This is a genomic window from Streptococcus dentapri, assembly GCF_042649885.1.
In the GTDB taxonomy this organism is placed as follows: domain Bacteria; phylum Bacillota; class Bacilli; order Lactobacillales; family Streptococcaceae; genus Streptococcus; species Streptococcus dentapri.
Window position 1 is genome coordinate 1 of the sequence record NZ_JBHSAC010000001.1, and the last position, 26,982, is coordinate 26,982.

A 26,982-nucleotide genomic window follows, 5' to 3' on the forward strand; every position below is an offset into this window, starting at 1 on the left:
GCGGATGAGAAAAATGCTTTTATGAAGCGCACAGAAGATTACAAGCCCTCGCCTTGGACTTGGTAGGGTGATAGTCTGTTGTGCGGTTTACATTTGCTATAGAAATGATAGCCTCAGCAGCAGGCTATTTTTTGCCTTAAATTATTGGCCTGAAAGTGCTATAATAGAGCCATGTCTAAAAAACCAACCTCTGCTTATGTGCACATTCCTTTTTGCACCCAGATTTGCTATTATTGTGATTTTTCCAAGGTTTTTATTAAAAATCAGCCGGTTGATGCTTATCTGGAGAAGCTAATTCAAGAGTTTCATCAGTATGACATCAAAAAGCTCAGAACGCTCTACATTGGTGGTGGAACACCGACAGCCATCACAGCAGAGCAATTAGCTTATCTGCTCAGTCAGTTGGAGGCGAATTTGGATTTAGAAACTTTGGAAGAGTTTACCATTGAGGCCAATCCGGGAGATTTGACTCCCGATAAGATTGAGGTTTTAAAACATTCAGCTCTCAATCGGGTATCTCTTGGTGTGCAGACCTTTGATGATAAGGAGCTCAAACGAATTGGCCGCAGTCACACTGAAGCCCAGATTTATGAGTCCCTTGCTGCTCTGAAAGAAGCTGACTTTGATAATATATCAATTGATTTAATCTATGCCCTGCCCGGTCAAACCATGGAGCAGGTTCGGACTAATGTCGCTAAAGCTCTGGCTTTGGATATTCCCCATATGAGCTTGTACAGCTTGATTTTGGAGCAGCATACCGTCTTTATGAACCGTATGCGCCGCGGCCGCCTCAGTCTGCCCACAGAGGATTTGGAAGCCGAAATGTTTAACTATATTATTGCTGAGTTGGAAAAAAATGGTTTTGAGCATTATGAAATTTCCAACTTTTCTAAACCTGGTTTTGAGAGTCAACACAATTTAGTTTACTGGGACAATGCTGAATACTATGGTGTCGGTGCTGGAGCTTCGGGTTATCTTGATGGCGTGCGTTACCGCAATTGCGGTCCGATTCAGCATTATCTCAGGGCCGTTGAGGAGACAGGACATGCGCGTTTACATGAAGAACACCTGACCAGACAGGAGCAGATGGAAGAAGAAATCTTTTTAGGTTTGCGTAAAAAAACCGGTCTGTCTATAACTCGGTTTGAAGAAAAATTTGCGGAAGACTTTCAGCTTCGCTACGGTTCAATTGTCCAAGAACTCGTGAGAAATGGGCTTCTGCAAGTTACTGGTGATCAGCTGCGGATGACCAAGCGGGGTCTTTTTCTAGGTGATACTGTAGCTGAGAAATTTATATTAGATGAGTGAGAAATATTATGGGAAAAAGATTTAAGGTCAACTACCGTATTCCATTTTACGAAAGTGATATAAATCATCAGATCAAATTGCCCCATTTGCTCTCCTTTGCCCTGCAGGTATCGGGCCTGCAATCAGAGGAATTGGGCAATACCGATGAGTTTATTCTGGAGAAATACAATTTGGTTTGGGTAATTACTGACTATGAGCTTGAGATTGAGCGCCTGCCCAACTATGCTGAAACGATTGAAGTAGAGACAGAGGCAATCGCCTACAATAAGCTTTTTTGCTATCGGAAATTCTTTATTTATGGGCAAGATGGTCAAAAAATTATTGACATCTCCTCCACCTTTGTCCTTATGGATTACGATAGTCGCAAGGTCGTTTCAGTCAAAGAAGCCATTGTGGAACCCTATGGCTCTGAAAAAATCAAAAAAATAATCCGCGGTCCCAAATACGATTCTTTGGACGACAGTGCTGAACAGGTCCTTTTTCATGTGCGCTATCTGGATTTGGACATGAATGGTCATGTTAACAACAGCAAGTATTTGGAATGGATGTACGAAGCTATGGATTTGGACTTTTTAAAGCAGCACATCCCTAAAAAAATTCAACTGAAGTACCTTAAAGAAATCCACTACGGCAAGGATATTTTATCGCTCATCCAGCGAGACGGCCTGAGCACCAAGCATGAAATCCGCTCAGACCAAGGCCTTCATGCTCAAGCCTTGATTGAGTGGCGATTAAAAGAAGGAGACCAAGATGACTTATAAAGGCTATCTGATTGATTTAGATGGAACTATTTATCGGGGTAAGGATCGTATTCCGGCAGGTGAGCGTTTCGTTCAACGTCTACAAGAACAGCAGATTCCCTATATGTTGGTAACCAACAACACCATGCGCACTCCGCAGATGATACAGGATATGCTGGCAGAAAATTTCAATGTTGAAACACCTTTGAAAACCATCTATACGGCAACCCTAGCGACTGTAGATTATATGAATGATATGGCGCGTGGTAAAACAGCCTATGTTATCGGTGAGATCGGCCTTAAATCAGCTATAGCCCAGGCTGGTTATACTGAGGATAAAGAAAATCCAGCCTATGTGGTGGTTGGTTTGGATCGTGGGCTAACCTATGAAATGTTGGTTACAGCGACTTTGGCCATTCAAAAAGGAGCGCTTTTTATAGGGACTAACCCCGACCTGAACATTCCAACAGAGCGCGGCCAACTTCCAGGTGCTGGTTCTGTTCAAGCTCTGCTTGAAGCGGCAACCCGTGTTAAACCAGTGATTATTGGCAAGCCGGAAGCCATCATTGTCAATAAAGCCTTGGAATATCTAGGAGTTGAGCGTAGTCGAGCGATTATGGTTGGTGACAACTATCTGACCGATATTATGGCAGGTATCAAAAATGATCTGGCAACTCTTTTGGTAACGACTGGCTTTACCAAACCAGAAGAAGTAGTGGGTCTGCCGATTCAACCTAGCCATGTCTTAGCCAGTCTGGATGAGTGGGAATTTTGATGAAAAATAAAATACAAGTTTCCATCTTTGTCCTCTGGCTTTTGAGCTTGGCGACTCTAGCAACTATTTATCTAGCTTGGTTCATTTATCCGCTGGAAAATCATAACTTAAATCTAGCAGCGAGCGTCAGTCTTTCTGATCATGAGCTCCTTCATAATTTCAACCAGCTCATGTCGTATTTGACCCTGCCTTGGGTGAGCGAGCTCAAGATGTCAGATTTCCCCTCTTCTAGTGAAGCTTTGGCGCACTTTAGGGATGTTAAGCATCTCTTTCATCTGGTTCAAGTCCTTTTTTTACTTGGAATCATTCCCTCTTACCAATTTTTGAAAAAACATTTTAATTCGCACTCTCTCTGGCTTCACAGTCGTCTCTTTTTAGCCTTGATTGTCCTGCCTGTTTTTCTAGCTTTTTTGGGAATGATGATTGGATTTGACCAATTTTTTACCCTTTTTCATCAACTACTCTTTCCAGGAGCCGATAATTGGCTTTTCAATCCCTATACAGATCCCATTATCTGGGTCCTGCCAGAAACTTATTTCTTACACTGTTTCCTCCTATTTTTCGCTTTTTATGAAATCCTTATGCTAAGTCTCTGGCTCTGGTCTAGGCGGCAATTTAAATGCTATCAAGCCAAAGAAAGGAAAAGCTTTCGATTGTTTTCATGAAAAAATTCGAAAGCTATGATAAAATAATGAAAATATCTAAAAGAGGATTTATTTCATGGAAGAAACATTTTTCATCTTAAAACCTGACGCTGTTGAGCGTGGATTGGTCGGGGAGATTTTACAGCGTGCTGAACGCCGTGGCTTTACCATTAGCCGACTTGAGGTACGCAAAGCTGACCGGGCTATTTTGGCGGCTCACTATGAAGATTTGGCAGATAAGCCGTTCTTTGATGGCTTGGCTGACTTTATGATGAGTAGACCGCTTGTCATTGGGACCTTCTCTGGTAATGATGTTATCAAGTCTTGGCGCCAGATGCTTGGTGCCACCAACCCAGCTGATTCAGCACCTGGCACCATTCGCGGTGATTTTGCTATGGCACCATCAGGAACGGTGATGCCTAATATTGCTCATGGTTCAGATTCACCTGAATCCGCCCAGCGTGAAATTGCCCTTTGGTTTGGTCAAGCCTAAAATCAGCCAATATGGCTCTCAGCAGTCTCTCGGTTTAAAATATGTGCTAGGCTCTAAATTACAGAAAAAAAGTCGAACATAAGCCCGGCTTTTTTGTTATAATGAAAATACTGATTAAATTTACAGCAAGGAAAAAGAATGGACATTCAAGAACTTAAAAAACGTCAGGAGAAAATCCGCAATTTCTCCATCATTGCCCATATAGACCACGGGAAATCAACTCTGGCCGATCGGATTTTGGAACAGACCAAGACCGTTTCCGATCGTGAAATGCAGGCGCAACTCCTAGATAGCATGGACCTTGAGCGTGAGCGTGGAATTACTATTAAACTAAACGCTGTTCAGCTCAATTACACAGCCAAAGATGGTGAAACTTATATTTTCCACTTAATTGACACACCGGGACACGTGGATTTCACCTATGAAGTATCACGTTCACTGGCTGCTTGTGAAGGAGCTATTCTAGTTGTAGATGCGGCTCAGGGTATTGAGGCTCAAACGCTGGCTAACGTTTATCTAGCCTTGGACAATGACTTGGAAATCCTACCGGTCATCAACAAGATCGATTTACCAGCAGCTGATCCTGAGCGTGTGCGCCAAGAGATTGAAGATGTTATTGGCTTGGATGCCAGTCAGGCTGTCCTCACTTCAGCCAAGGCGGGTATCGGAATTGAAGAAATTCTGGAGCAGATTGTTACCGAAATACCAGCTCCATCAGGCGATGTTGAAGCTCCCTTGCAAGCTCTGATCTTTGACTCTGTTTATGATGCCTATCGCGGTGTTATCTTGCAGGTTCGTATTGTCAATGGAACGCTCAAACCTGGTGATAAGATTCAGTTGATGTCCAATGGCAAGACTTTTGATGTGACCGAGGTCGGTATTTTTACCCCCAAGGCTCTGGGGCGTGATTATTTAGCGACAGGAGATGTTGGCTATATCGCAGCCTCGATTAAAACAGTGGCAGATACTCGTGTCGGTGACACCATCACTCTGGCTGATCAACCTGCTGATCAACCTTTACATGGTTACAAGCAGATGAATCCTATGGTATTTGCGGGTCTCTATCCCATTGAGTCCAATAAATATAATGATCTGCGTGAAGCCCTTGAAAAGTTAAAGCTCAATGATGCCAGCCTACAATTTGAACCGGAGACTTCTCAGGCTCTAGGTTTTGGATTCCGTTGTGGTTTCTTGGGCCTACTGCATATGGACGTTATTCAAGAGCGTTTGGAGCGTGAATTTAATATTGACCTGATTATGACCGCACCGTCTGTTGTTTACCATGTCAATAAAACGGATGGAGAACTACTGGAAGTCTCCAATCCGTCCGAATTTCCTGATTCCACTCGGGTAGATACCATTGAGGAGCCCTTTGTAAGAGCTCAGATTATGGTGCCGCAAGAGTATGTCGGTGCTGTTATGGAATTGGCCCAGCGTAAGCGCGGTGATTTTGTAACCATGGAATATATTGATGATAACCGTGTCAATGTCATTTATCAGATTCCATTGGCTGAAATCGTCTTTGATTTCTTCGATAAACTCAAGTCCTCAACTCGTGGCTATGCTAGCTTTGACTATGAAATTTCTGAGTATCGTCCTTCTAAATTGGTTAAGATGGATATCTTGCTCAATGGTGAAAAGGTGGACGCTCTTAGCTTCATCGTCCACAGTGAATTTGCCTATGAGCGTGGGAAGATGATTGTTGAAAAACTCAAGAAAATTATCCCACGCCAGCAATTTGAAGTCCCTATTCAGGCTGCTATCGGTCAAAAAATTGTGGCTCGTTCTGACATCAAGGCTTTGCGTAAGAATGTTCTAGCCAAGTGTTACGGTGGTGACGTTTCCCGTAAACGTAAACTACTGGAAAAACAAAAGGCTGGTAAGAAACGTATGAAATCCATTGGTTCTGTTGAAGTGCCCCAAGAGGCCTTCCTCAGTGTGCTCAGTATGGATGATGATGAAAAAAAATAAAATTGAGTTTTTCTCGATTTTATTTTTTATTTACGAATAATGAGATGAAGTTAGTCAATCGTTAAGATGCTTTAACAATATAAATTGATTCAGCTTGTTGCTAGTCAGGGCTTACTCTGACTCCAACTAGAGATTTAAGAGCAAGGTGTTGTGAATACTTAACGTTTATGATAAACTAACTTTGTTAATAAAATTAAAGGAATTAGGGAAATGCGAAAACGAATGTACAAAGCTAAGAAGCACTGGGTAATTGCCAGTGCTGCTGCCTTGACGGTATTGGGAACAGGTGCTGCAGCATCTGCCGATGAAACAACTCCTGGGACAGTTGATCCATCTACAGAGGTTACTGCCGCTACCAGTATCAGCTCAAGAGCTAATACTAGCGCTGATGAAGCAAATAGCTCAACTCAAGCAACCAGTGAGACAACTGACAGTTCTGTAGCTGTCTCAGAACAAGAGACTTCCGAAATACTTTCAGAAGCAGGCTCTGAATCTGCAACTAACCAAGCGCCGATTTCTGACAGTACAGTAAGCTCTGAATCAGAGAGCCAAGAAAACACTGTGTCTGTTTCTGAGGCTATCCAAGAAAGTGCGACTGCTGAGGTTAAACCAGAAGAAGCAGCGCAGGTGCAAGTACCTGCGTCATCAAAGAGTCTTGTTCGTGCCAGCGTTGCCGCAACAGTTGCTAAAGACAGCAATGCTGCGCAAGAGACAACAACAGCAACAGTTTCTGGAACGAAACTGACCCTTCGCTACAACAAGAATATCGCTGATGATGAAATCATCAATTTTGCTGTCTGGTCAGATGAAAACGATCAAGATGATCTTGTTTGGTATCGTGCAGATGCACAAGCAGCAGCTTATGTTGACCTATCTAAGCATAAATCTTACGGCACCTACCATATCCATACCTACTCTTATATTAATGGGCAAAATATTGCGCGTGATGGTAAAGATATTGTGGTAGCCAAGTCCAATGTTACCAGCAAATTTGAGCAAGATTCTAACGGCAATTATACTATTACCATTGGTAACGTTGGTGCTGATATTACCGATATTCAAGTTCCTGTTTGGTCCGATAATAAGGATCAGGATGATATCATTTGGTATCGTGCTAACAAAAAGGATAGCAGTACCTACACTCTAACGGTAAAACCAGCTGATCATCACAATGATTTTGGTCACTACCAAGTCCATATCTATGGTCAGAGTGCTATTACAGGTGGTATGGTAGGTCTTACCGCTACCAAGGGATTTGATCGCAAAGCCACTAGTGATGCGGTTAAAGAAGCTCCCCGCAATGATGTGACCGCTAATCTCGGCGATAAGGGAATCAATCTTAATCTTTCTTCTAATACTGTTACAGATTTGAGTCGTGTTCGTTTTGCAGTTTGGTCAGACGTTAATGATCAAGATGACCTTAAATGGTATTCTGCAGATTCTAACGGTAATGCTGCTGCTTTATACAGTGACCATTCAGGTTATGGAACTTACCATATCCACACCTATCTCGATCAAAATGGTCAGATGATTGGTCTGAATGGCAAAACAATCACTATTGATCGCCCCAGTATCAAGGGAAAAGTAGCTAAGGTTGACGATTCAACCTATACCATCAAAGTGTCCAATGTACCTAACTATATTACAGCAGTGAAGGTTCCAGTCTGGAGTGATAAGAATGACCAAGACGATATCGTTTGGTATGATGCCGCTAAAAACGCTGATGGTACTTATACAGCTACCGTTAAATTGAAGAACCATAACTTTGAAGCTGGTAACTACAGTGCCCATATTTACGGGATGAGCAGCTTGGAAGCTGGCAAGATGATTGGTCTTGGTTCAAGTCCTTTCACTGTTGAGAGAACAACAGCACCAAGTAATGCGACAACCGCAGTTAGAAATCACAATGAGGCAGAAGGTACGATAGAAGTCGTCCTGAGCGAAAATGATAACTCTAAGAAGGCTACGAAATTGGCAGTTGCTGCTTGGTCTCAAGACAATCAAGCAAATATTCACTGGTATGAAGCGGATGTCATAAATGGCAGCGCCTCAGTAAAAGTTGATGAAAAATTTCACTCTTACATCAAAGGAAATTACACCATTCATGCCTATGTAACCTATCAGGACAACAGTCAAAGTGGCCATGATTTAGGTCAATATAGTCTTCAAAAAGAACAGTCAGGTGGTTATTTTGTCGATATCAGTAGCCATAACGGCAGTATTTCAGTTGCAGATTATCAGTCCTTACGTTCCCAAGGGATTACTGGTGTCGTAGTCAAACTTACCGAAGGAACAAGCTATATCAATCCTTATGCTGCTAGCCAGATTGCTAATGCTAAAGCAGCTGGTATGAAGATATCGGTTTACCATTTTGCTAGATATACCAATGCAGATCAAGCCAGAGCAGAAGCAGCTTACTTCGTTAATGTTGCCAAGAGCTATGGACTGACTTCTAGCACCGCTATGGTCAATGATATGGAAAGCAGCGACATGCTTAACAATATCAATGCCAATACAGCTGCTTGGACAGATGCTATGAGAAGCATGGGCTATAATAATTTGATCTATTATACTATGGCAAGCTGGCTAGATACCCGTGGTGGTAGCCTGAATACGGCCCAACTGGGAATGGAAAATATGTGGATTGCTCATTATATCAATGGTTACACTTACTTATCACAAGATAGTGCTAAGCAGTACGGCCTCTATTCTAACGCCGCAGCTTGGCAATACACCAGTGTTTCCCGTAAACTTGCAGGAAATTTGGATGAAAATATCGACTACACAGGTCGACTAAGCTAATTTTAAAAGAAGGCTCTCACCTTCTTTTTTTGTTTTGTTTGCACTCACTTCCACCACTTCCTTCCAGCATTTCTTATCATCTTGCTTTCTAACTTGTTAAAACAAAATTTCTTTTTAACTTTTTTTAGTTAAGATAGGAAATCTTTTATTTTTATGGTAAAATATGTTAGTATGGAGGGGCTCGATGATAAAGATATTTGGAAAAGTTAGATATCACTGGCAACCGGAATTATCCTGGTCCATTATTTACTGGTCTATTACTTTTATTCCGATTTTCATAGCCATGTCTCTGTTTTATGAGAGGGGAACGGTTCCTATAGGCGGCCTGTCCTTTATTGCAGTTTTTATGATTTTTGTTGGATTTGGTTTTCATCGTTACTTTATTATCAGTGAGGATAATAAATTATGGATTATTTCCCTCAATATCTTAAAACCGCTCAAGGTAGATATTGCTTCCATAAAAAAAGTTGAAGTTACTAAAACGACCTTAGCACTGGTCTTTGAAGATGGTAAGTCAAGACTTTTTCATATGCGCAAGTGGCCTAAAAAGTATTTCATTGATGCACTGGCGCTTAATCCAGCTTTTAAAGGTGAGGTGGAGCTCCTAGATCACTTAGATTCCTTGGACTATTTCAAGTTTTATCAAAATGATAAAAAAGAAAAAGCCTCTCTTAGGAATCAATCCTGAGGGCTTTAGTAGGACAAGATTTTACGGCTAAGAGATTAGCCTGATTATCCGAAAGATTTTGCTCAAGTTTATCGCTGTTTGAAAACTTGACGATACCATTGTCATAGTAATCAAATTGATTAGAGTAGGTTTGGCATAAACCACAAGCGATACATTTTTCTGGGATAATAGACACTTTCATATTATTATTTTAGTACGAATTTATTTTTTTTACAAGGGGGACATTATGTCAAAGAAACCGTGGGAAACACCAATTAAAAATACAAGAGATGAAGAAGTGGATGATATCGAAGATGTAGAAGTTGAAGAGCTTGAAGATCCACAAGATAGCGATGATTTTCAAGATTTTGAAGATGCAGAAGTTGAAGAACAAGAAGCAGACGATGATGAAGATGAGGATGATATCGTTATCGGTAGACATCGCAGCTCTAGTAAAAATCGGAACTCTTTGGTCAGTACACCAGTCTTAACAATTTTACTCAGTGTCTTCTTTGTTATTGTTGTGGTGGTTCTCTTCTTTATTTTCTATACGTCAAATGGTGGCAACAAGGAAACCAAGACATCATCAAGTTTCTACGAAACTTCAAAATCTAGCTCTCAAAGCGAGGCGACCTCTGAGCAATCTTCTAGCTCTGAGGCAACAACAGAAGAGACAGAAACAACAGAATCATCAACGGATACAGAGACAACAGAGTCATCATCTGGTAATGGTGAAACCATCACTGTTCAACAAGGTGAAGGTGAAGCTGCTATTGCTGCGCGTGCCGGTATTTCAGTAGAACAATTAAGAGAGCTCAATCCTGACCACATGACATCCGGTTATTGGTATGCTAACCCAGGCGATGAGGTTTATGTAAACTAAGATGAAAAATATTAGAATTGCTATTGATGGACCAGCTTCTAGCGGCAAGAGTACAGTAGCTAAGAGTATAGCCAAGAATCTTGGCTATACTTATTTAGATACTGGAGCTATGTATCGCTGTGCTACTTATCTGGCTTTGCAAAATGGAGTAACTTTAACAGATCAAGAAGCCATTGTTGAGCTATTAAAAGAATATCCCATCAGTTTTGGTCATGGTGAGGGGCATCAAGGTAAGGAACAGTTGGTTTTTCTTGCTGATGTTGATGTTACTCATCCCATCCGTGATAATCAGGTGACTAATAATGTTTCTGTTGTTTCCGCCTTACCTTTGGTGCGGGAAGCTCTGGTTGATCTCCAACGTCAAATTGCTCAAAAAGGAGGCATTGTTATGGATGGTCGTGATATCGGGACGGTGGTACTGCCTGATGCTGAATTAAAGATTTTTCTGATTGCTTCTGCGCAAGAGCGTGCTCAGCGTCGTTTTAAGGAAAACCAAGAGAAGGGTATTGCCAGTGATTTCGAGACTCTCAAGCAGGAAATTGCTGCGCGTGATTATAAGGACAGCCACCGGGAAGTGTCACCTTTAAAACCGGCTGATGACGCTATTATTTTTGATACGACAGGAGTCTCTATTGAAGGCGTAGTTAATTTTATTTTAGAAAAATCGAAGGAAATTATTGACAAGTAGTGATTCTTCATGTTATACTACCAGCAATGAGAAAAGCAGAAGTGAGAACTTCTCGCCTTGCGACTTGCGTTGTCTGGCTCTACATGTCAAGATTTCAGAAATGAAATATAATGTAGTGCGGACTTGATTTCTCAAGTCCGCTTTCGTTTTTCTCTAAAAAAATGAAGAGGTGAAAATCATCGCAAAAAAAGATTTGTTTATAAATGATGAAATTCGCGTTCGTGAAGTTCGCCTTGTTGGACTTGATGGAGAGCAGCTTGGGATTAAACCATTATCAGAAGCACAAGCAGCGGCTGATGATGCCAATGTTGACCTTGTATTGATTCAACCACAGGCAACTCCACCAGTTGCTAAGATTATGGACTATGGAAAGTTCAAATTTGAGTATCAAAAGAAACAGAAGGAACAGCGCAAAAAGCAAAGCGTTGTAACTGTCAAGGAGGTTCGTCTCAGCCCAGTTATTGATAGAGGGGACTTCGAGACAAAGCTTCGTAACGGCCGTAAATTCCTCGAAAAAGGAAATAAGGTCAAAGTTTCTATTCGTTTTAGAGGGCGGATGATTACTCACAAGGATATCGGGGCTAAGGTCTTGGCTGATTTTGCTGAAGCGACACAGGATATCGCTATCATTGAGCAACGCGCTAAGATGGATGGCCGTCAGATGTTCATGCAACTGGCGCCGATTCCTGATAAAAAATAAGATTTGTTAATAAGTTAAAGGAGAATAATAATGCCAAAACAAAAAACTCACCGTGGATCAGCTAAACGTTTCAAGCGTACAGGTTCAGGTGGATTGAAACGCTTCCGTGCTTACACTTCACACCGTTTCCATGGTAAAACTAAAAAACAACGTCGTCATCTTCGCAAAGCTTCTATGGTGCATTCAGGAGATTTCAAACGTATCAAATCAATGCTTACTCGCTTGAAATAATTGAGTAGCTGATCATATTAATTAGAATTATTTGGAGGAAATACATAAATGGCTCGTGTAAAAGGTGGCGTTGTTTCACGTAAACGTCGTAAACGTGTTTTAAAATTAGCTAAAGGTTACTATGGTTCTAAACATATCTTGTTCCGTACTGCAAAAGAACAAGTAATGAATTCTTACTACTATGCCTACCGTGACCGTCGTCAAAAGAAACGCGATTTCCGTAAACTTTGGATCACACGTATCAATGCGGCAGCTCGTATGAATGGTTTGTCTTATTCACAATTGATGCACGGTTTGAAATTAGCTGAAATAGAAGTAAACCGTAAAATGCTTGCAGACTTGGCAGTCAATGATGCAACTGCATTCACTGCTCTTACAGATGCAGCTAAGGCTAAACTTGGAAAATAATTTTTAAGGGAATTAGATCTCTAGATAGAATAAGAGGCTGGGATAAAAATCCTGCCTTTTTTGTTTTTCTCTAGCTTTAGCAAAATTAATGCAGTGGTTGATTGACAGTCCTTATATCTTGCTTGGCAAGTGATAGCGACCAAGTTAATCAACTGTTCAGAAAAAGGCAGGATGACAAAATCGAAATTGCAATTTTATCACAATTTACTGAGTTTTGTTCCACATTCTTTGTTGCAGAAAAAGTAATGAAATTTTTAGGTCGTCTTGAAGCTGTGCCCATTTTATTTTATAATAGAGCATAACCGAAGCGTGGAGGGGAATGTGAAAAGACAAAACTATCTTCTGGGTACGGCTATTGTGTTGGCAGTGGCTCTGTTAATCATTATAGCTCATCAGCAAAAGACGGTGAGACGTGATTTGTCAAAAATTATTAAAACAGAGCTCATTCAGAGTCAGCAGAAGAGACGAACCTGTATGGAAAAACATGGCAAGGTCTATGTCTTTTATCCTTGTGATGATAAGGGCAAGCCCTTTGCCGATTTGAAGAAGAAGCTGGACGCTAAGGTCAAAGCCGTTAAAGGTGCTGATTATTATTTTATGGGCATATCCTATGTGGACTCAGATTTGCAGGATACTCAGCAAGCCACAATTTACCAACATTCCTATAATAAAAAGGTTTTTGGCCTCACTAAAGTCAAGGGGAGCTCTAGCAAGTCTTTTTATGTGAAATCCAATCATAAGGTTTTAAAATTGACTGATCTGCTGTCCAGATCACAGAATTTAAAAAAGGATTTATCTTCTCAGGTTAGTTCTCTTTTGAAAGCTAAAAAAATAGATAAAAAGACCAGGCAAGGACTCCTCAAAGCTTTGCAGCAGAAAAAATTATCACAAGCTAGCTATAGCTATGCAGGAGGTCAGCTGAGCCTAACAGTCAAAGATCAGCAACTAAACCTACCTATCAAACAACTCTATTCTATTTTGAATCCTCATTATTTAAAAGGAGACGATTTACAGATCTATCGAAATTATAAACATGGTCAAGGAAGGCTGGAAAAGATGTCAGGGCATGTTGTAGCTTTGAGCTTTGATGATGGACCTAATCCAATTACGACACCACAGGTTTTAAAGATTTTAAAACGTTATCATGTCAAGGCAACCTTCTTCCTCGTCGGTCAAAATGTGTTGGGGAATGAGCAGTTGATGAGGAAAATGCTAAAGGATGGTCATGAACTCGGTAACCATTCATGGGATCATTCCCAGCTCAATCGCTTAAAAGAAAGCCAAATCAGTTGGGAGCTTGGTCAGACCCAAGATGCTATCATCAAGGCAACGGGACAAGCTCCTACAGTTTTCCGTCCTCCTTATGGTGCTACCAGTGAGGCGGTTCGTAAAGCAACCCAGCTTTACGAAGTCTTATGGGATGTTGATACTCTCGACTGGAAAAATCATAACACACAGGCAATTTTGGAGAAGGTCAAGACCCAAACAAAGGATGGTAGTGTCATTCTTATGCACGATGTCCACCAATCAACGGTCAATGCCCTCCCGGCTCTTCTGGATTATCTCAGTTCTAAGGGATATCGATTTGTTACTACCAGCGAGCTCTATGGTTATGCATAAAATTGAAAAAAGTCTGAGACCTAGGCCCAGGCTTTTTGCTTGGAATCATATGCAGGAAGATTATTGCATCAATCATCTGAAAATTGCCCCTATTTTATGGTAAAATGATAATGTAGATTAATCTAGTATGGAGTTTTTATGAAACTTAAAACCAATGTTAAACACTTACAGGGCAGTTTGCGTGTTCCAGGTGATAAATCCATCAGTCACCGTTCAATCATGTTTGGAAGTTTAGCACAGGGCGTGACAACTGTCCGTGATATTTTACGTGGCGAAGATGTACTCTCGACCATGCAGGCCTTTCGTGATATGGGTGTTGATATTAAAGATGATGGTGAACTGGTCACTATTCATGGGACTGGTTTTCATGGTCTCAAGGAGCCAGGCAATAGGTTGAATATGGGTAATTCTGGCACCTCGATTCGTCTGATTTCGGGGGTCTTGGCTGGTCAAGATTTTCCAGTGGAAATGTATGGTGATGATAGCCTATCTAAGCGCCCTATGGATCGCATCAGCATCCCTTTGCGTCAAATGGGCGTTGCAATTTCAGGACAGGGAGAGCGCGATCTACCTCCTTTAACGATTCATGGTAGTAGTTCTCTCAAGCCAATTCACTATCAATTGCCTGTTGCTTCAGCTCAGGTGAAATCTGCCTTGATTTTCGCAGCCCTTCAGGCTGATGGTGAATCGGTCATCATCGAGAAGGAAAGGACTCGCAACCATACAGAAGATATGATCCAACAGTTTGGTGCTCATATCGAAGTTACTGGTAAAGAAATTCGTCTGCAGGGTGGTCAAGAGTTTAGAGGACAAGACGTGATTGTCCCCGGTGATATTTCTAGCGCAGCCTTTTGGCTTGTTGCCGGTCTGACAGTCCCTAACTCCAAGATTGTCCTAGAAAATGTTGGGATCAATGAAACGCGGACGGGAATTCTTGATGTTATCAAGGCTATGGGCGGTAAGGTCCAGTTGAGTCAGATTAATGAGGTCGCTAAATCCGCAGTGATTACCGTTGAAACCTCAGAGCTTAAGGGAACAGAGATTGTTGGTGACATTATCCCACGTTTGATTGATGAATTGCCAATCATTGCCCTTCTTGCCACTCAGGCAGAAGGTCAAACAATTATACGTGATGCAGAGGAGCTCAAGGTCAAGGAGACGGACCGTATCCAAGTGGTCGCTGATGCCCTCAATGCTATGGGAGCTGATATTATCCCAACAGATGATGGTATGATTATCCAAGGAAAAACAAGTCTTCATGGTGCTAAGGTTAGCACGCTGGGGGATCACCGTATTGGTATGATGATGGCCATCGCTGCTCTCTTGGTCGAAGAAGGTGAGGTTGTCCTAGAGCGTGCTGAAGCTATCAACACAAGCTATCCCAGTTTTTTTGATGACCTGAAAGGACTAATCAATGGCTAAGTTTTTAATAGGTTTTATGGGCTCAGGTAAATCAACGATTGCTAAACTTCTAGATGAGAATTTTGTTGATATGGATATCTTGATTACTGAAAAAATTAATATGCCTATCGCCGACTTTTTTGCGGATCAGGGTGAAGCTGCCTTTCGTCAAATTGAGTCTCAGACTCTAGCCGATTTGGCCGAGACAGATCAGGTTATCTCCACAGGAGGTGGGGTTGTCGTCAGCCCAGCCAATCGTGATATTTTGGCTGCTAACCCTGAGACAATCTATCTCAAGGCCGACTTTGATACACTCTATCAGCGGATTGCTCAAGATGAGAAAAATATTCGTCCGCTTTTTGTTAACAATAGCAAGGCCGACTTCCGGGCTATCTTTGAAGAGCGTCAAAAACTCTATGAACAGGCGGCTACTAGAATAATTGATGTCAGAAATAAGACACCAGAGGAAATTGTTGAGGAAATCGGATGAAGATTGCTTATTTAGGACCTAATGGTTCTTTTACTCACAGTGCTGCTTTAAAAGTTTTCCCACAGGAAGATTTGCAGCCCTATGCCAATATTACAGAGGTCATCAAAGCCTATGAAAATCAAGAAGCAGACTTTGCTATTGTTCCTATTGAGAATTCAATCGAGGGATCTGTCCATGAAACCTTGGATTATCTCTTTCATCAGGCTGAGATCAAGGCTGTTGCAGAGATTATTCAACCCATCAAGCAGCAGCTGATGGCGACTGCTAGCGATAAGAAAATTGAAAAAATTTTTTCTCATCCTCAGGCTCTTGCTCAAGGGGAACAGTATATCCGGCAGTATTACCCACAGGCTAAGGCTGAGATTATGGCAAGCACAGCCTATGCAGCTAGATTTGTAACGGAGCATCCGGAGCAGCCCTATGCAGCGATTGCTCCTCATGCTGCTGCCGAAGAATACGGTTTAACCATAATTGCTCAAGATATTCAAGAAATTGATGAAAATTTTACCCGCTTTTGGGTTTTAGGTCATCAGAAAGCGCAGATTTCCCTTCAGGCTGAAGCTAGCAAGGTTTCTCTGGCTTTAACCCTGCCGGATAATTTACCAGGAGCGCTTTACAAAGCATTATCTGTCTTTGCTTGGCGCGGTATCAATCTGACAAAAACTGAAAGTCGTCCCCTAAAAACAGTTCTGGGAGAATACTTCTTTATCATTGATTTAGAAAATCGCTCAGAGAAACTATTGGACTTTTCCCTAGAGGAATTATTGACTTTGAGGATTAACTTCAAAGTGCTGGGAGAGTATGACGTTTATAGGATTTAAGGTTAAGAATTTATAATAAAAAGAGAGAAATACATGGCAAATCAAAATCTTACGCACCATGAAGAATTGCGGTACAATTATTTGATGCGTAATCTCAATTACCTATCTCCAAAGGAGGAGGCTGAGTATGAATACTTGAGATCTAAGGTCGAAGCCTTTAATCAATATCATCGCAATAGAAATCAGTTTGATTATTCGCATTCAAATGGTTCTGCTAACTACTACGAATCTGAAAATTCAGGTGATTGGACTCAAGAATATTATGCTAATGATGACTATGCTTATACAGATGAGAGTCCTTATACTGATTATGAACAAAGACAGTATACCGCGCAAGGCCTGCCAGTTTACGATGATGAACATTCTGCCCACCGCAGCAGAAAGGCGAGGCAGGTGGCACAGGCTAGATCTCAGAAAGCAGAAGCAGTCGCCGCCTCTAAATCACCTAAAAGTCCACGTCCAAAAAAATCTGGACGTCGACGCTTTAGAATCAAACGCATTTTACTGACGCTGGCGGTGATTTTACTGGCTATCCTTGCTGCTATGGGCTATAAATTCTATAAGGGTTTTTCTTCTGTTGGTGGCAATGGGAAATACTCTGCTGCTGTTGTGGAGAAGTTTAACGGCCAAGATACTGCTGATGGAACCAATATCCTAATTTTAGGAAGCGATAAAAGAGTCACCCAAGGCTCAACCGATGCTCGTACCGACTCCATCATGGTTCTCAATGTCGGCAATAGCGATAACAAGGTTAAACTAGTTAGCTTTATGCGCGATACTTTAGTCAATATTGAAGGGGCTAGCACTGATGCCTATTCCTATGATCAAAAGCTCAATACAGCTTTCAATCTCGGCGAACAAGATGGCAATCAGGGGGCCGAATACATGAGAAAGACCCTCAAGGATAATTTTGATATTGATATCAAATATTACGTCATGTTGGACTTTGAAACCTTCGCTGAAGCTATTGATACTCTCTTTCCTAAAGGAGTAGAAATCAATGCCCAGTTTGCAACGGTTGAAGGTCAAGATGTCTCAGAAGTTGAAGTTCCCGATGACCTCAATTCTAAAGATGGGGTTACGCCTAACCAGACCATATCAGAAGGTAAGCAAAGAATGGATGGCCGCACCCTACTAAATTATGCTCGTTTCCGTAAGGATGACGAAGGAGACTTTGGTCGTACCAAGCGCCAACAGCAAGTTATGTCAGCGGTTTTAAATCAGACTAAAAATGTGTCCAAACTCTTTACAGGTTCCGAAGCGATCGGTAAGGTCTTTGCCTTGACTTCAACTAATGTCCCTTATAGTTTCTTAGCCACAAATGCCGTTTCTGTTATGTCTGATGCTTCAAATGGTATTGAGCAGATGACTCTACCTGAATATGGTGACTGGGTGGATGATTATGATATGTATGGTGGTCAAGCCCTCTTGATTGATTTTGATAATTATAAAAAAGAGTTGAAGAAGATGGGCATGCGCTAAAGGCGTCTATGATATAATAGAGAGTGAGACGAAGTGATTTCTAGGAAATCATGATTGATCTCCTCTCTTTTTGTATAAATGCAGAGGTGTCTTAGAAAAGGAAAAATATGTTAAACAAGAACGATGTGATAGAAACAGAGATCCTTGATTTGACCCATGAAGGACAAGGAGTAGCTAAGGTTGATGGTTTGGTTTTTTTCGTAGATAATGCCTTACCAGGTGAAATCATCCATATGCGCGTGCTCAAGGTCAAAAAGAAAATGGGCTATGGTCGGGTAGAGGCCTATGTGACCACTTCTCCTTATCGCAATGAAGGGTTAAATACCGACTATCTAAGGACGGGAATCGCTGATTTGGGTCATCTGTCTTATAGCCAACAGTTAAAATTCAAGCAAAGACAGGTCAGTGAAGCCCTGCGTAAGATTGCTCATATCACGGATGTGTCGGTGGCAGAAACACTGGGAATGACCGAGCCTTATGCTTATCGCAATAAGGCTCAGGTCCCTGTCCGACAAGTAAAGGGACAGCTAGAAATCGGTTTTTTTCGCAAAAATTCTCACGATTTGATGTCTATTGAGGACTTCTACATTCAGGACAAGGAAATTGACAAACTCATTTTCTTTGTGCGAGATTTGTTGCGGCGTTTTAATATCAAACCCTATGATGAAAAGGAACAGACAGGTCTCATTCGCAACCTGGTTGTCCGCCGTGGTCATTATAGCGGAGAAATGATGCTAGTGTTTGTAACCACTCATCCTAAGTTTTTTTGCATTGACCAACTGATTGAACAAATCACTCAAACCTTTCCAAGGGTTAAATCCATCATTCAAAATATCAATGATCAAAATACCAATGCTATTTTTGGTTCTGAATTTCGAACGCTTTATGGTGGTGACACCATTGAAGACACTATGCTGGGCAACCGCTTTGCTATCTCTGCCCAGTCTTTCTATCAGGTCAATACTGTCATGGCTGAGAAGCTCTATCAGACGGCTATTGACTTTTCTGATCTCACAACTGATGATGTTGTCATTGATGCCTATTCTGGTATTGGGACAATCGGTCTCTCCTTTGCCAAGACAGTCAAAGCCGTCTATGGTGTAGAGGTGATTACAGCAGCGGTAGAAGATGCCAAGAAAAATGCCCAGCTCAATGCTATTAACAATGCCCATTATGTAGCCGATTCAGCAGAACATGCCATGGCTAAATGGCGCAAGGACGGCATCCAACCCAGCGTCATCATCGTAGATCCACCCCGCAAAGGTCTGACCGAAAGCTTCATCAAAGCAAGTAGCGCCATGCAGCCTCGCAAAATAACCTATATCTCCTGCAACCCAGCCACCATGGCGCGTGATATCGCCCGTTATCAAGAATTGGGCTATAAGTTGAAGAAGGTTCAAGCTGTGGATTTGTTTCCCCAAACGCATCATGTCGAAACAGTCGTTTTATTAACAAGATCGACAGATTGCAGTTAGTAATTACAAATGCCTTACCTACTTGGTGAGTGTGTAGTATTGCTGGCAAGGGAGCTTAAAAGCCCTTGAAATCAAATTTTTAAGAGAGTTAGTGTTAAACTGCATCCTAAAAGTTAGATTTTTTCTGTCTAACTTTTGAGTGCTATTTTTATGAAACTAAGTGACAAAAGTAAACGACAAGTCTATGACTTACGTCAAAAAGGGCTGCCATGGACAACTTTATCAAATCAATGATGTGAATGACAAGGCTCAATGAAGAGCACACAGACAGAGACAAAATCTCTCAAACTTTACATTCAAGGAGGTGCCACGAGTGAGACCGACTAGCAGGAGTTTACCTTCTGATTTTTATGAGAAGGAAAAATGTGATTATTCAAAAACGGATAACGCACCATTTTTGGTGCGTTATCCGTTTTTGTGTTATAATAATAAATATGAGGAGGTCATTCTATGATTGGAGACAATATAAAATCACTACGTCGTAGGCATGATTTAACGCAACCAGAATTTGCGAAAATGGTTGGGATTTCACGCAATAGCCTGAGTCGCTATGAAAATGGGACTAGCACAGTTTCAACAGAACTCATTGACCGGATTTGTCAGAAATTTAACGTTTCTTACGTCGATATTGTCGGAGAAGAGAAGATGTTAACACCAGTAGAAGATTATCAATTGACTTTAAAAATCGAAGTGGTTAAAGAACGTGGTGCAGCTATTTTATCTCAGCTATACCGTTATCAAGATAGTCAAGGAATTGCTTTTGATGATGAGAGAAGTCCATGGATTTTGATGAGTGATGATTTGTTAGACCTTATCAATACTAAGATTTATCTTGTCAATACCTTTGATGAAATAGAACGCTATGATGGTTATTTGGATGGCATTGAACGCATGTTAAATCTTGCTAATCATCAGGTGGTGACTTAATGGCGTTAGAAGAATTTAGTCAAGATGATTTTGATCTAGCCTTAAAACGGACTATTCGTTCCTTAACTCGTGGTAAAATGCCATCATCTGTTCCCAAAGCTATCTTGCTTGGCGGACAAAGCGGAGCAGGTAAGACGACCATTCATCGTATCAAGCAAAAAGAATTTCAAGGGAACATCATTATCATCGATGGTGATAGCTATCGTTCTCAACATCCTAATTACCCAGCTCTGCAAGAAAAATACGGTAAAGATAGTGTGGATTATACTAAAGGTTTTGCAGGGGAAATGGTGGAACACCTCGTTGCTCAACTCAGTTCTCAAGGTTACCATTTGTTAATTGAAGGGACCTTAAGAACGACAGAAGTCCCACGAACAACAGCTCAGCTATTAAAATCAAGATACTACCATGTTTCACTCGCTCTGATTGCGACAAAGCCTGAATTGTCCTATCTTAGTACCTTAATTCGTTACGAGGAAGTCTACGCAGTGAACCCAAGTCAAGCTAGAGCAACTCCTAAAGAATACCATGATGGTATTGTAGAGCATTTAGTTGATAACTTACGAGAGTTAGAAACAGACAAACTCTTTGACCAGATTCAAATTTATCAGAGAGATAGAAGTTGTGTCTATGATTCAGAAACCGATGAAGGATCAGCAGCAGACGTTCTTCAAGACTGCCTCTTCAGAAAATGGAGTAAGGTGGAGGAAGAGATGATGAAGGTAGAGCAGGAACGGTTGAGAGATTTATTGGAAATGAAAAAAAGTAGAACCTATGAAAATTAAAAAAATTTATGTTCAAAATTATCGTTTATTGAAGGATTTTTCTTTAGAGTTAAAGCCAAATTTTAAGTTCAGGTTAGCCAACATCCAATCATTAATGTTATTACTATGTATCTTTTTACCACGGTGCTATATGAGTCGGGGAAAACAATCCTTGCACCCATAATGGCACATTCAATATGGAATATCATTGGGGGATTAATTCTCGGAGGAGTTAGTCTGGCTGATGATTATTCGAGTATTTTGACCATGACAGCTTTTGCCGATAATCTGCTGTTAGGAGGAGCGTATAAGATAGAAGCAAGCATAGTAGTTACGATTTTAAATGTGGTTTTAATGGGGATATTTTATATTCGATACAATAAAGGTAAACTCATCAAGACACAGGAATAATAAGAAAAAGACACACCAAGGTCCCCCACTGCTGTCAGCGTCGGCGGGGAGCACCATCAGGAGGTAGAAATGGCATCAAGCAAAGAATACTTGAATTTTATATTGGAGCAGCTTTCGGAATTGGATGAAGTGTTCTATCGGGCGATGATGGGGAATACTGAATAGGTCACACTAAACTAGACAGTCTTATAAAGTGTTCTACACTAAAGAAAACAGGAGAAAAGTATGTCTAGAAAAGTACGTCGTCAATTCACAGATGAATTTAAACAACAAATCGTTGACCTTCACAATGCAGGAAGAAAGCGTAGTGAACTGATCAAGGAATATGATTTAACACCCTCAAGTTTTGATAAGTGGGTTAAACAGGCAAAAACGACTGGCTCCTTCAAGTCTGTTGATAACCTGACCGATGAACAGCGTGAACTGATTGCCCTCAGAAAACGCAATAAAGAGCTGGAAATGCAACTAGACATCCTAAAGCAAGCGGCAGTGATTATGGCACGAAAAGAAAAATAATCACTGCTAATAAGGATAAATACAGTATTTCAGCTATGTGTCGCTACTTGAACATTCCTCGTTCCAGCTATTACTACAAGGCTGTAGAGCCGGTATCTGAAATGGAGCTTGAAGAAATGGTGAAGTGCATTTTCCTTGAAAGCAAGTCCAGATATGGTGCTCGGAAAATCAAGAAATGTCTGGAATGTGAAGGCATTACCCTATCACGTTGCAGCCCGCAATCCAAAGGTAAAAGGGATTATTGGTATGACCTTCTTGGACCAAAAGGCTCAGATTGTCAGGGACCAGACCACCAGCCACGTTCTCATGGGACGAATTGGCGTTCCTATATTGACGCTCGGAAAAGCCTTGGGCTTGGGTCGTCTTCAGCTGCTCATATGGTTTGCTTCAAAAATATCAGCCCTTGTCAATGACAAGGACTTGCTCAAAGTATTTCTGAAAGACAAGACATCTGCTAGCAATCTGGCTTCTATCAATTTCTTGCAATCGTACATGAACTACGTTCCAGAGATTGCTCCCAAGGATTTTGATATTGCTCCGGTTTTATTGACCCAGCCAGATGCGGATAAATGGACACCTTATGAATTGAGCCGTCCTGTCCTGGATCAGATGTCAAAAGTACCAGTAGAAGTGGTCCAGTTGCCAAATGGCGGACACTATCCAGTGGAGCATCAAGCCCTTCGGGTGATGAATGACAGTATTGATCGATTTATTAAGCGTAATCTATGAATATAGAACAAGGTATTATTCTCCCCATCGTACATAAGCCATCGTTTCTTCCATTTTTTAAGCATCAAAAAAGGAAGTACAGCTATTTACTTTTACTTCCTCTTAGTCATTTTATTTAATTGTTTTAGTGCGACAAACCGGCAGTTTAAAGCACTGTGGGTTAGCTTCATTATACATACTACATCTGAAATGCCGTTATCCAAAAACATATTCCGGCTATAAGTGAAAGTGGGGTCATAACAAATCTTTCTTTCCTACTTTTTGAAATCATGTTCATAATAGTATTCAAAGATAGGTAAGCAGCAAAGAAGAAACAAATATATTTAGTAACCTTAAAAGAGAACCACAAGGGAATAAAACCTCCGGCTTGTAAAATAATGATCATTGCAAAAATTTGGATAGCCACCGAAATGACAGCTGCAACTCTAAGGTTCTTTGGTAAGACTTTATGTTGTCCACCCATTGTAAATTCACCCAAAGGCAAACCGCAAGCAACAAGAACTGTCATAGTTGCTATAACTCCAAATATTACTGCACCTAATATTGCAAACATAAATCAATATTCTCCTTTCGCAAAATATAAAAAATTCCAGTTACAGATTCCAACTTGTTAATCTCTAATCCTTCTTATTATATCATTTTTTCCACATTTTGTTATTGCTATTGTAGCTGGAATTCAGGCTAGCATTGCAGACCATCAGCTAGAAGTGGCAAAGAGCCAATTGGAAAACCTGCTTGGACACCAACAGCTACCATTAGTTGATGCGATGAAAGAATTATTGGCTTAATTATTTTAACAAATATGGCGTCATAAAAATAGTTACACCCATTGATAGAAGGCTTATCTATTAAATGGGTGTTTTTTGTCTAAACCTGCCCTGAGAACAGCCTTCTATGATGATGATTAAGAGGGTGGATGTGTGCTCCCTTTTGAGCAGTTGATGACTGGCTTCATCATTGTTTGAGTCAAATCCTTGCCAAGTGGATTTCTTCATGTTATACTTGTTCCTGTAATTGATACAACAACAAAAAGAAGGAGATACACTAATGACTAAAGAATATGAAAAATGATTTTCAGTTTCTATTTTACTCTGGATGAGAGAAGATAAACCACGCCAAGAGGGGATGGATTATTGGTCGGGTCCCCACTCGCAGATTATTGCCTCGTCACCGGGATTGCTTGAATACCGTCAGCAACATTTAAGTGAAACAGAGCATAGTTTTTGGCCTGAGGTAGCTGGATTGGATACTCAGGTTTCGCCAGATCGCCGCATTGATGGTATCGCAGAAGTGACCTTTGAAAATCTCTTGGCACCAGTTGCGGGAAGAAAGCAAACTGCCTTAGCCTTTCAGGATGAAGTCAATGTCTTTCGAAGAACCTTGATGCACATGGGTTTCCCCTATTCTTCACGATGGTTTCAGACAAGTGAAGACTCAGAAACAGCCTTGCGTGATGTTCTATACTTGCGTAGAAAAGAAGATGTGGCTAGTGGGGACTTCAAAAACTTTATCAATGATGAGTTTGCGACGATACTTTCACAAGTCGCAGGTGTTACAGAAGTGAGATCGCAAGTCTACATGCCTTGGAACAAAGCGACTTGGGACACTCCGAATGTCGCCCATGATAATCCAAAATCAGAGCATCTTCATTCGTCTGTGATAATTGGTTTTGCTAATCAAGCAGCAAGAGAAGAGTTTTATAGGACAGTCGCTCCTGAGTTAAATTCGAAACTTGTTTCTCATGTCTCTGCCTTGCAGGCTTATCGTATTGATAAAACCTTAACCTTTGTAGAAAACAGCAAACGCAAGGACTTGTAAATAGTGAGAATTTCCCTGATAATGTCAAATGTAAAAAAAGTGAGGCAAAAGACTTGTCAAGGAAATGATTTTATGTTAAACTTGTTCTTGTATTCGATACAAGAACAGAAAGGGATATTGTATGATGGATACAAAATTTTCTGTTGCCCTTCACATTCTTACCATGATTAGTGAGAGTAAGGAAGTCCTCAGCTCGCAAGCCTTAGCAGAAAGTGTTGGCACCAATGCCAGTTACATTCGTAAGGTGATTGTACTTCTAAAAAATGCAGGACTCATCACTTCGCAGCAAGGGCGATCAGGATACCAGTTAAGCAAGTCGCCAAAAGAGATGACGCTTTTAGAAATTTATTTTGCCACCCAGGAAGTAGGCCATATCAATCTCTTCCAAATTCACCAACATGCCAACCAGGCCTGTCCAGTTGGTCAGCACATTGAAAATGCCATGTCCCCTATTTTTTCCAAGGCTGTGAGCACCTCAATCGTGCCTTGGTAGTGGAGCGTGAATTGGCTATCCAGAAAGATTTGGAAATGGTCAATGTCCTCCCCACCCTTCATGCAGGAGGCTCTGGACAGCTGGCGGCCTTCAAGTATATGAAGGACCCGGTCGAAGTGGAATTTATCACGGCTCAGGCTGGTGTGGACATCGGTGATACGGCTATCGGCATGCATATCAAACATGTGCAGGTTCCAGTTAGACCAAGCCTTCGTGAAATTGGACAAGCCCATGTTACGGCACTTGCTAGCCGACCAAAATTGATTGGTGGAGCCCGTGCGGCTTATTTAGAGGATCAGATACGGAAAAATTAGTCACAGCCAAATGGTTGTGATTTTTTTAAAACAATGTGGTTGACAAATACAAAACTTTGAAATATAATAGGTTTAAACATTTCAACACGAAGTAGAAAATGAGTCAAAAAACAATGCAGTATCTGCGGAAGGCTATTCCAGCTTTTACCATGTTACAAGATGAGAGTCGGCAAGATATGTTGATGCTCTTGTTTGATAAGGGAGAGATGACGGTCAGTCAGTTGACAGACCATATGTCGCTTTCTCGTCCAACAGTCTCGCATCATCTGAAATTGCTCTACTCAGCAGATCTTGTCACCTATCGAAAAGATGGGAAGGAACGCTATTACAGTGTGTGCTTAGAAGAGGCACTGGTTATCTTGAATGACCTGGTGCAGTCAATAGAGGAGGATTTAAAGTAAGACTTTAAATTTTCTTATCGCCAACACGTTGAAATGTTTAAAAATATAAAAATGAAAAAGAGGATAAAATAATGACCTATACAACACAAACAAGTTGGAAAGAAATCATGAAAACTTTACCAGCTGATTACCAGTTTACAGCTTCTTACCAACCTAAGGAAGAATGGTGGGACTACAAAGGGCACCGCTTGCACTTGGATACTTTTAGAAATCCAGCTGCACCAGCTAAAATCATTGCCTTTCATGGTGTAGGGACAAATGGGCGACAAATTTCTATGATTCTCGGTGGTCCACAATCAAAAAATGGCTACGAAACCATTATGATTGATATGCCAACTTATGGCGTTTCCCAAGTTCGCGATCGTAAGAGTGTTACGTATGATGACTGGGTAGAGATTGGAGCGGCCTTGATTGATAGAGAGTTGGCACGAGATGACCGTCCGATTTTCTTGTATGGCTTGAGTGCTGGCGGAATGGAAACCTATCACGTTGCTGCCCGCAATCCAAAGGTAAAAGGGATTATTGGCATGACCTTCTTGGATCAAAAAGCTCAAATTGTCCGAGATCAGACGACCAGCCATATTCTCATGGGGCGAATTGGCGTTCCTATGTTGACACTTGGAAAAGCTTTGGGCTTGGGTCGCCTTCAGCTGCCAATGTGGTTTGCTTCCAAAATGTCAGCTCTTGTCAATGACAAGGACTTGCTCGAAGTCTTTATGAAAGATAAGACATCTGCTGGCAATCTTGCTTCTATCAATTTCTTGCAATCGTACATGAATTACGTTCCAGAGATTGCTCCTAAGGATTTCGCGGTTGCTCCTATTTTACTAACGCAACCAGATGCGGATAAATGGACACCGTATGAGTTGAGTTGTCCTGTTTTGGACCAGATTTCAAAAGTACCAGTGGAGGTTGTTCAGTTGCCAAACGGTGGACACTATCCTGTGGAACACCAAGCCCTTCGCGTGATGAATGATAGTATCAATCGCTTTATCAAACGGAATTTATAA

28 protein-coding genes, 4 pseudogenes and 1 other annotated feature are annotated in these 26,982 nt (G+C 41.2%); of the genes and pseudogenes, 30 read left to right on the top strand and 2 right to left on the bottom strand.

Annotated elements, in window-relative coordinates:
• Positions 1-171: 171 nt before the first annotated feature.
• From hemW to ACFOSE_RS00040, 8 genes are all read left to right on the top strand, one after another.
• Positions 172-1,308: a radical SAM family heme chaperone HemW gene (gene hemW / locus ACFOSE_RS00005; protein ID WP_380428908.1), complete on the top strand. Its 1,137-nt coding sequence runs from the start codon at positions 172-174 to the stop codon at positions 1,306-1,308.
• An 8-nt stretch (positions 1,309-1,316) separates the two neighbouring features.
• Positions 1,317-2,069 carry an acyl-ACP thioesterase domain-containing protein gene (locus ACFOSE_RS00010; RefSeq protein WP_380428911.1) on the top strand — a complete coding sequence of 251 codons (753 nt, stop codon included), beginning with the start codon at positions 1,317-1,319 and terminating at the stop codon, positions 2,067-2,069.
• Positions 2,059-2,823, top strand: coding sequence for a TIGR01457 family HAD-type hydrolase (locus ACFOSE_RS00015; RefSeq protein ID WP_380428913.1), 765 nt, complete (start codon positions 2,059-2,061; stop codon positions 2,821-2,823). Before ACFOSE_RS00010 ends, ACFOSE_RS00015 begins: the two co-directional genes overlap by 11 nt.
• On the top strand, positions 2,823-3,488 hold the full coding sequence (locus tag ACFOSE_RS00020) for a TIGR01906 family membrane protein (RefSeq protein ID WP_380428916.1): 666 nt from the start codon (positions 2,823-2,825) through the stop codon (positions 3,486-3,488). The genes ACFOSE_RS00015 and ACFOSE_RS00020 overlap by 1 nt, the downstream gene beginning before the upstream one ends.
• Positions 3,489-3,543: 55 nt before the next feature.
• Positions 3,544-3,960 (top strand): nucleoside-diphosphate kinase, encoded by a 417-nt coding sequence (gene ndk, locus ACFOSE_RS00025; protein ID WP_380428919.1) that lies wholly within the window; start codon positions 3,544-3,546, stop codon positions 3,958-3,960.
• A 138-nt stretch (positions 3,961-4,098) separates the two neighbouring features.
• Positions 4,099-5,931, top strand: a complete 1,833-nt coding sequence (gene lepA, locus ACFOSE_RS00030) for a translation elongation factor 4 (RefSeq protein ID WP_380428922.1) — start codon at positions 4,099-4,101, stop codon at positions 5,929-5,931.
• Between the two features lie 210 nt (positions 5,932-6,141).
• A complete protein-coding gene (locus ACFOSE_RS00035; RefSeq protein WP_380428925.1) occupies positions 6,142-8,733 on the top strand; it encodes a GBS Bsp-like repeat-containing protein in 2,592 nt (863 codons plus the stop codon).
• A 184-nt stretch (positions 8,734-8,917) separates the two neighbouring features.
• Positions 8,918-9,421, top strand: coding sequence for an EbsA family protein (locus ACFOSE_RS00040; protein ID WP_380428927.1), 504 nt, complete (start codon positions 8,918-8,920; stop codon positions 9,419-9,421).
• Here the strand turns inward: ACFOSE_RS00040 and ACFOSE_RS00045 are convergent.
• Complete coding sequence (locus ACFOSE_RS00045) at positions 9,405-9,602, bottom strand: ferredoxin (RefSeq protein ID WP_380428929.1); 198 nt, start codon at positions 9,600-9,602, stop codon at positions 9,405-9,407. The two genes, ACFOSE_RS00040 and ACFOSE_RS00045, sit on opposite strands and share 17 nt — an antisense overlap.
• 45 nt (positions 9,603-9,647) lie before the next feature.
• Here ACFOSE_RS00045 and ACFOSE_RS00050 point away from each other — a divergent pair, with 45 nt between their 5' ends.
• The 17 genes and pseudogenes from ACFOSE_RS00050 (at position 9,648) to ACFOSE_RS00130 (ending at position 22,946) form a co-directional block, all read left to right on the top strand.
• On the top strand, positions 9,648-10,283 hold the full coding sequence (locus tag ACFOSE_RS00050) for an SAG1386/EF1546 family surface-associated protein (protein ID WP_380428931.1): 636 nt from the start codon (positions 9,648-9,650) through the stop codon (positions 10,281-10,283).
• Between the two features lies 1 nt (position 10,284).
• Positions 10,285-10,971: a (d)CMP kinase gene (gene cmk, locus ACFOSE_RS00055; protein ID WP_380428933.1), complete on the top strand. Its 687-nt coding sequence runs from the start codon at positions 10,285-10,287 to the stop codon at positions 10,969-10,971.
• 27 nt (positions 10,972-10,998) lie between these two features.
• Positions 10,999-11,126: a sequence feature (ribosomal protein L20 leader region), on the top strand.
• Positions 11,127-11,140: 14 nt separating this feature from the next.
• Positions 11,141-11,671: a translation initiation factor IF-3 gene (gene infC / locus ACFOSE_RS00060; protein WP_380428936.1), complete on the top strand. Its 531-nt coding sequence runs from the start codon at positions 11,141-11,143 to the stop codon at positions 11,669-11,671.
• A 30-nt stretch (positions 11,672-11,701) separates the two neighbouring features.
• The gene (gene rpmI / locus ACFOSE_RS00065; protein WP_380428938.1) at positions 11,702-11,902 is read left to right on the top strand and encodes a 50S ribosomal protein L35; all 201 of its coding nucleotides are present in this window, start codon (positions 11,702-11,704) and stop codon (positions 11,900-11,902) included.
• Between the two features lie 48 nt (positions 11,903-11,950).
• Positions 11,951-12,310 (top strand): 50S ribosomal protein L20, encoded by a 360-nt coding sequence (gene rplT, locus ACFOSE_RS00070; protein ID WP_380428941.1) that lies wholly within the window; start codon positions 11,951-11,953, stop codon positions 12,308-12,310.
• 321 nt (positions 12,311-12,631) lie between these two features.
• The gene (locus ACFOSE_RS00075) at positions 12,632-13,930 is read left to right on the top strand and encodes a polysaccharide deacetylase family protein (protein WP_380428944.1); all 1,299 of its coding nucleotides are present in this window, start codon (positions 12,632-12,634) and stop codon (positions 13,928-13,930) included.
• Between the two features lie 138 nt (positions 13,931-14,068).
• Positions 14,069-15,352, top strand: coding sequence for a 3-phosphoshikimate 1-carboxyvinyltransferase (gene aroA, locus ACFOSE_RS00080; protein WP_380428946.1), 1,284 nt, complete (start codon positions 14,069-14,071; stop codon positions 15,350-15,352).
• Positions 15,345-15,821, top strand: a complete 477-nt coding sequence (locus ACFOSE_RS00085; protein ID WP_380428948.1) for a shikimate kinase — start codon at positions 15,345-15,347, stop codon at positions 15,819-15,821. The genes aroA and ACFOSE_RS00085 overlap by 8 nt, the downstream gene beginning before the upstream one ends.
• A complete protein-coding gene (pheA, locus tag ACFOSE_RS00090; RefSeq protein WP_380428951.1) occupies positions 15,818-16,642 on the top strand; it encodes a prephenate dehydratase in 825 nt (274 codons plus the stop codon). The genes ACFOSE_RS00085 and pheA overlap by 4 nt, the downstream gene beginning before the upstream one ends.
• A 33-nt stretch (positions 16,643-16,675) precedes the next feature.
• Complete coding sequence (locus ACFOSE_RS00095) at positions 16,676-18,124, top strand: LCP family protein (RefSeq protein WP_380428953.1); 1,449 nt, start codon at positions 16,676-16,678, stop codon at positions 18,122-18,124.
• Positions 18,125-18,231: 107 nt separating this feature from the next.
• A complete protein-coding gene (gene rlmD / locus ACFOSE_RS00100) occupies positions 18,232-19,599 on the top strand; it encodes a 23S rRNA (uracil(1939)-C(5))-methyltransferase RlmD (RefSeq protein WP_380428956.1) in 1,368 nt (455 codons plus the stop codon).
• 450 nt (positions 19,600-20,049) lie between these two features.
• Positions 20,050-20,526, top strand: a complete 477-nt coding sequence (pezA, locus tag ACFOSE_RS00105; RefSeq protein WP_380428959.1) for a type II toxin-antitoxin system antitoxin PezA — start codon at positions 20,050-20,052, stop codon at positions 20,524-20,526.
• On the top strand, positions 20,526-21,311 hold the full coding sequence (pezT, locus tag ACFOSE_RS00110; protein WP_380428961.1) for a type II toxin-antitoxin system toxin PezT: 786 nt from the start codon (positions 20,526-20,528) through the stop codon (positions 21,309-21,311). Before pezA ends, pezT begins: the two co-directional genes overlap by 1 nt.
• Before the next feature lie 105 nt (positions 21,312-21,416).
• Positions 21,417-21,701: a hypothetical protein gene (locus ACFOSE_RS00115; RefSeq protein WP_380428962.1), complete on the top strand. Its 285-nt coding sequence runs from the start codon at positions 21,417-21,419 to the stop codon at positions 21,699-21,701.
• Positions 21,702-21,770: 69 nt separating this feature from the next.
• Positions 21,771-21,854 (top strand): annotated as a pseudogene (locus ACFOSE_RS00120) (TfoX/Sxy family protein); the annotation flags it as partial.
• Positions 21,855-21,926: 72 nt separating this feature from the next.
• Positions 21,927-22,426: pseudogene (locus ACFOSE_RS00125) on the top strand (transposase); the annotation flags it as partial.
• Positions 22,371-22,946, top strand: a complete 576-nt coding sequence (locus tag ACFOSE_RS00130; RefSeq protein ID WP_380429045.1) for an alpha/beta hydrolase family protein — start codon at positions 22,371-22,373, stop codon at positions 22,944-22,946. The pseudogene ACFOSE_RS00125 and the gene ACFOSE_RS00130, both read left to right, overlap by 56 nt.
• A 178-nt stretch (positions 22,947-23,124) precedes the next feature.
• Here the strand turns inward: ACFOSE_RS00130 and ACFOSE_RS00135 are convergent, their stop codons facing one another.
• The gene (locus ACFOSE_RS00135) at positions 23,125-23,499 is read right to left on the bottom strand and encodes a hypothetical protein (RefSeq protein WP_380428964.1); all 375 of its coding nucleotides are present in this window, start codon (positions 23,497-23,499) and stop codon (positions 23,125-23,127) included.
• 572 nt (positions 23,500-24,071) lie between these two features.
• On the opposite strand from ACFOSE_RS00135, the gene ACFOSE_RS00140 reads away from it, so the two are divergent.
• The 5 genes and pseudogenes from ACFOSE_RS00140 to ACFOSE_RS00160 all read left to right on the top strand — a co-directional run bounded on the left by ACFOSE_RS00140 (position 24,072) and on the right by ACFOSE_RS00160 (position 26,982).
• The gene (locus ACFOSE_RS00140; protein WP_380428967.1) at positions 24,072-24,764 is read left to right on the top strand and encodes a hypothetical protein; all 693 of its coding nucleotides are present in this window, start codon (positions 24,072-24,074) and stop codon (positions 24,762-24,764) included.
• A gap of 124 nt (positions 24,765-24,888) precedes the next feature.
• A pseudogene (locus tag ACFOSE_RS00145) lies at positions 24,889-25,236 on the top strand (Rrf2 family transcriptional regulator); the annotation flags it as partial.
• A pseudogene (locus tag ACFOSE_RS00150) lies at positions 25,224-25,571 on the top strand (TIGR01440 family protein); the annotation flags it as partial. The pseudogenes ACFOSE_RS00145 and ACFOSE_RS00150, both read left to right, overlap by 13 nt.
• A gap of 98 nt (positions 25,572-25,669) precedes the next feature.
• A complete protein-coding gene (locus ACFOSE_RS00155; protein WP_380428969.1) occupies positions 25,670-25,972 on the top strand; it encodes an ArsR/SmtB family transcription factor in 303 nt (100 codons plus the stop codon).
• 71 nt (positions 25,973-26,043) lie between these two features.
• On the top strand, positions 26,044-26,982 hold the full coding sequence (locus tag ACFOSE_RS00160) for an alpha/beta hydrolase (RefSeq protein ID WP_380428972.1): 939 nt from the start codon (positions 26,044-26,046) through the stop codon (positions 26,980-26,982).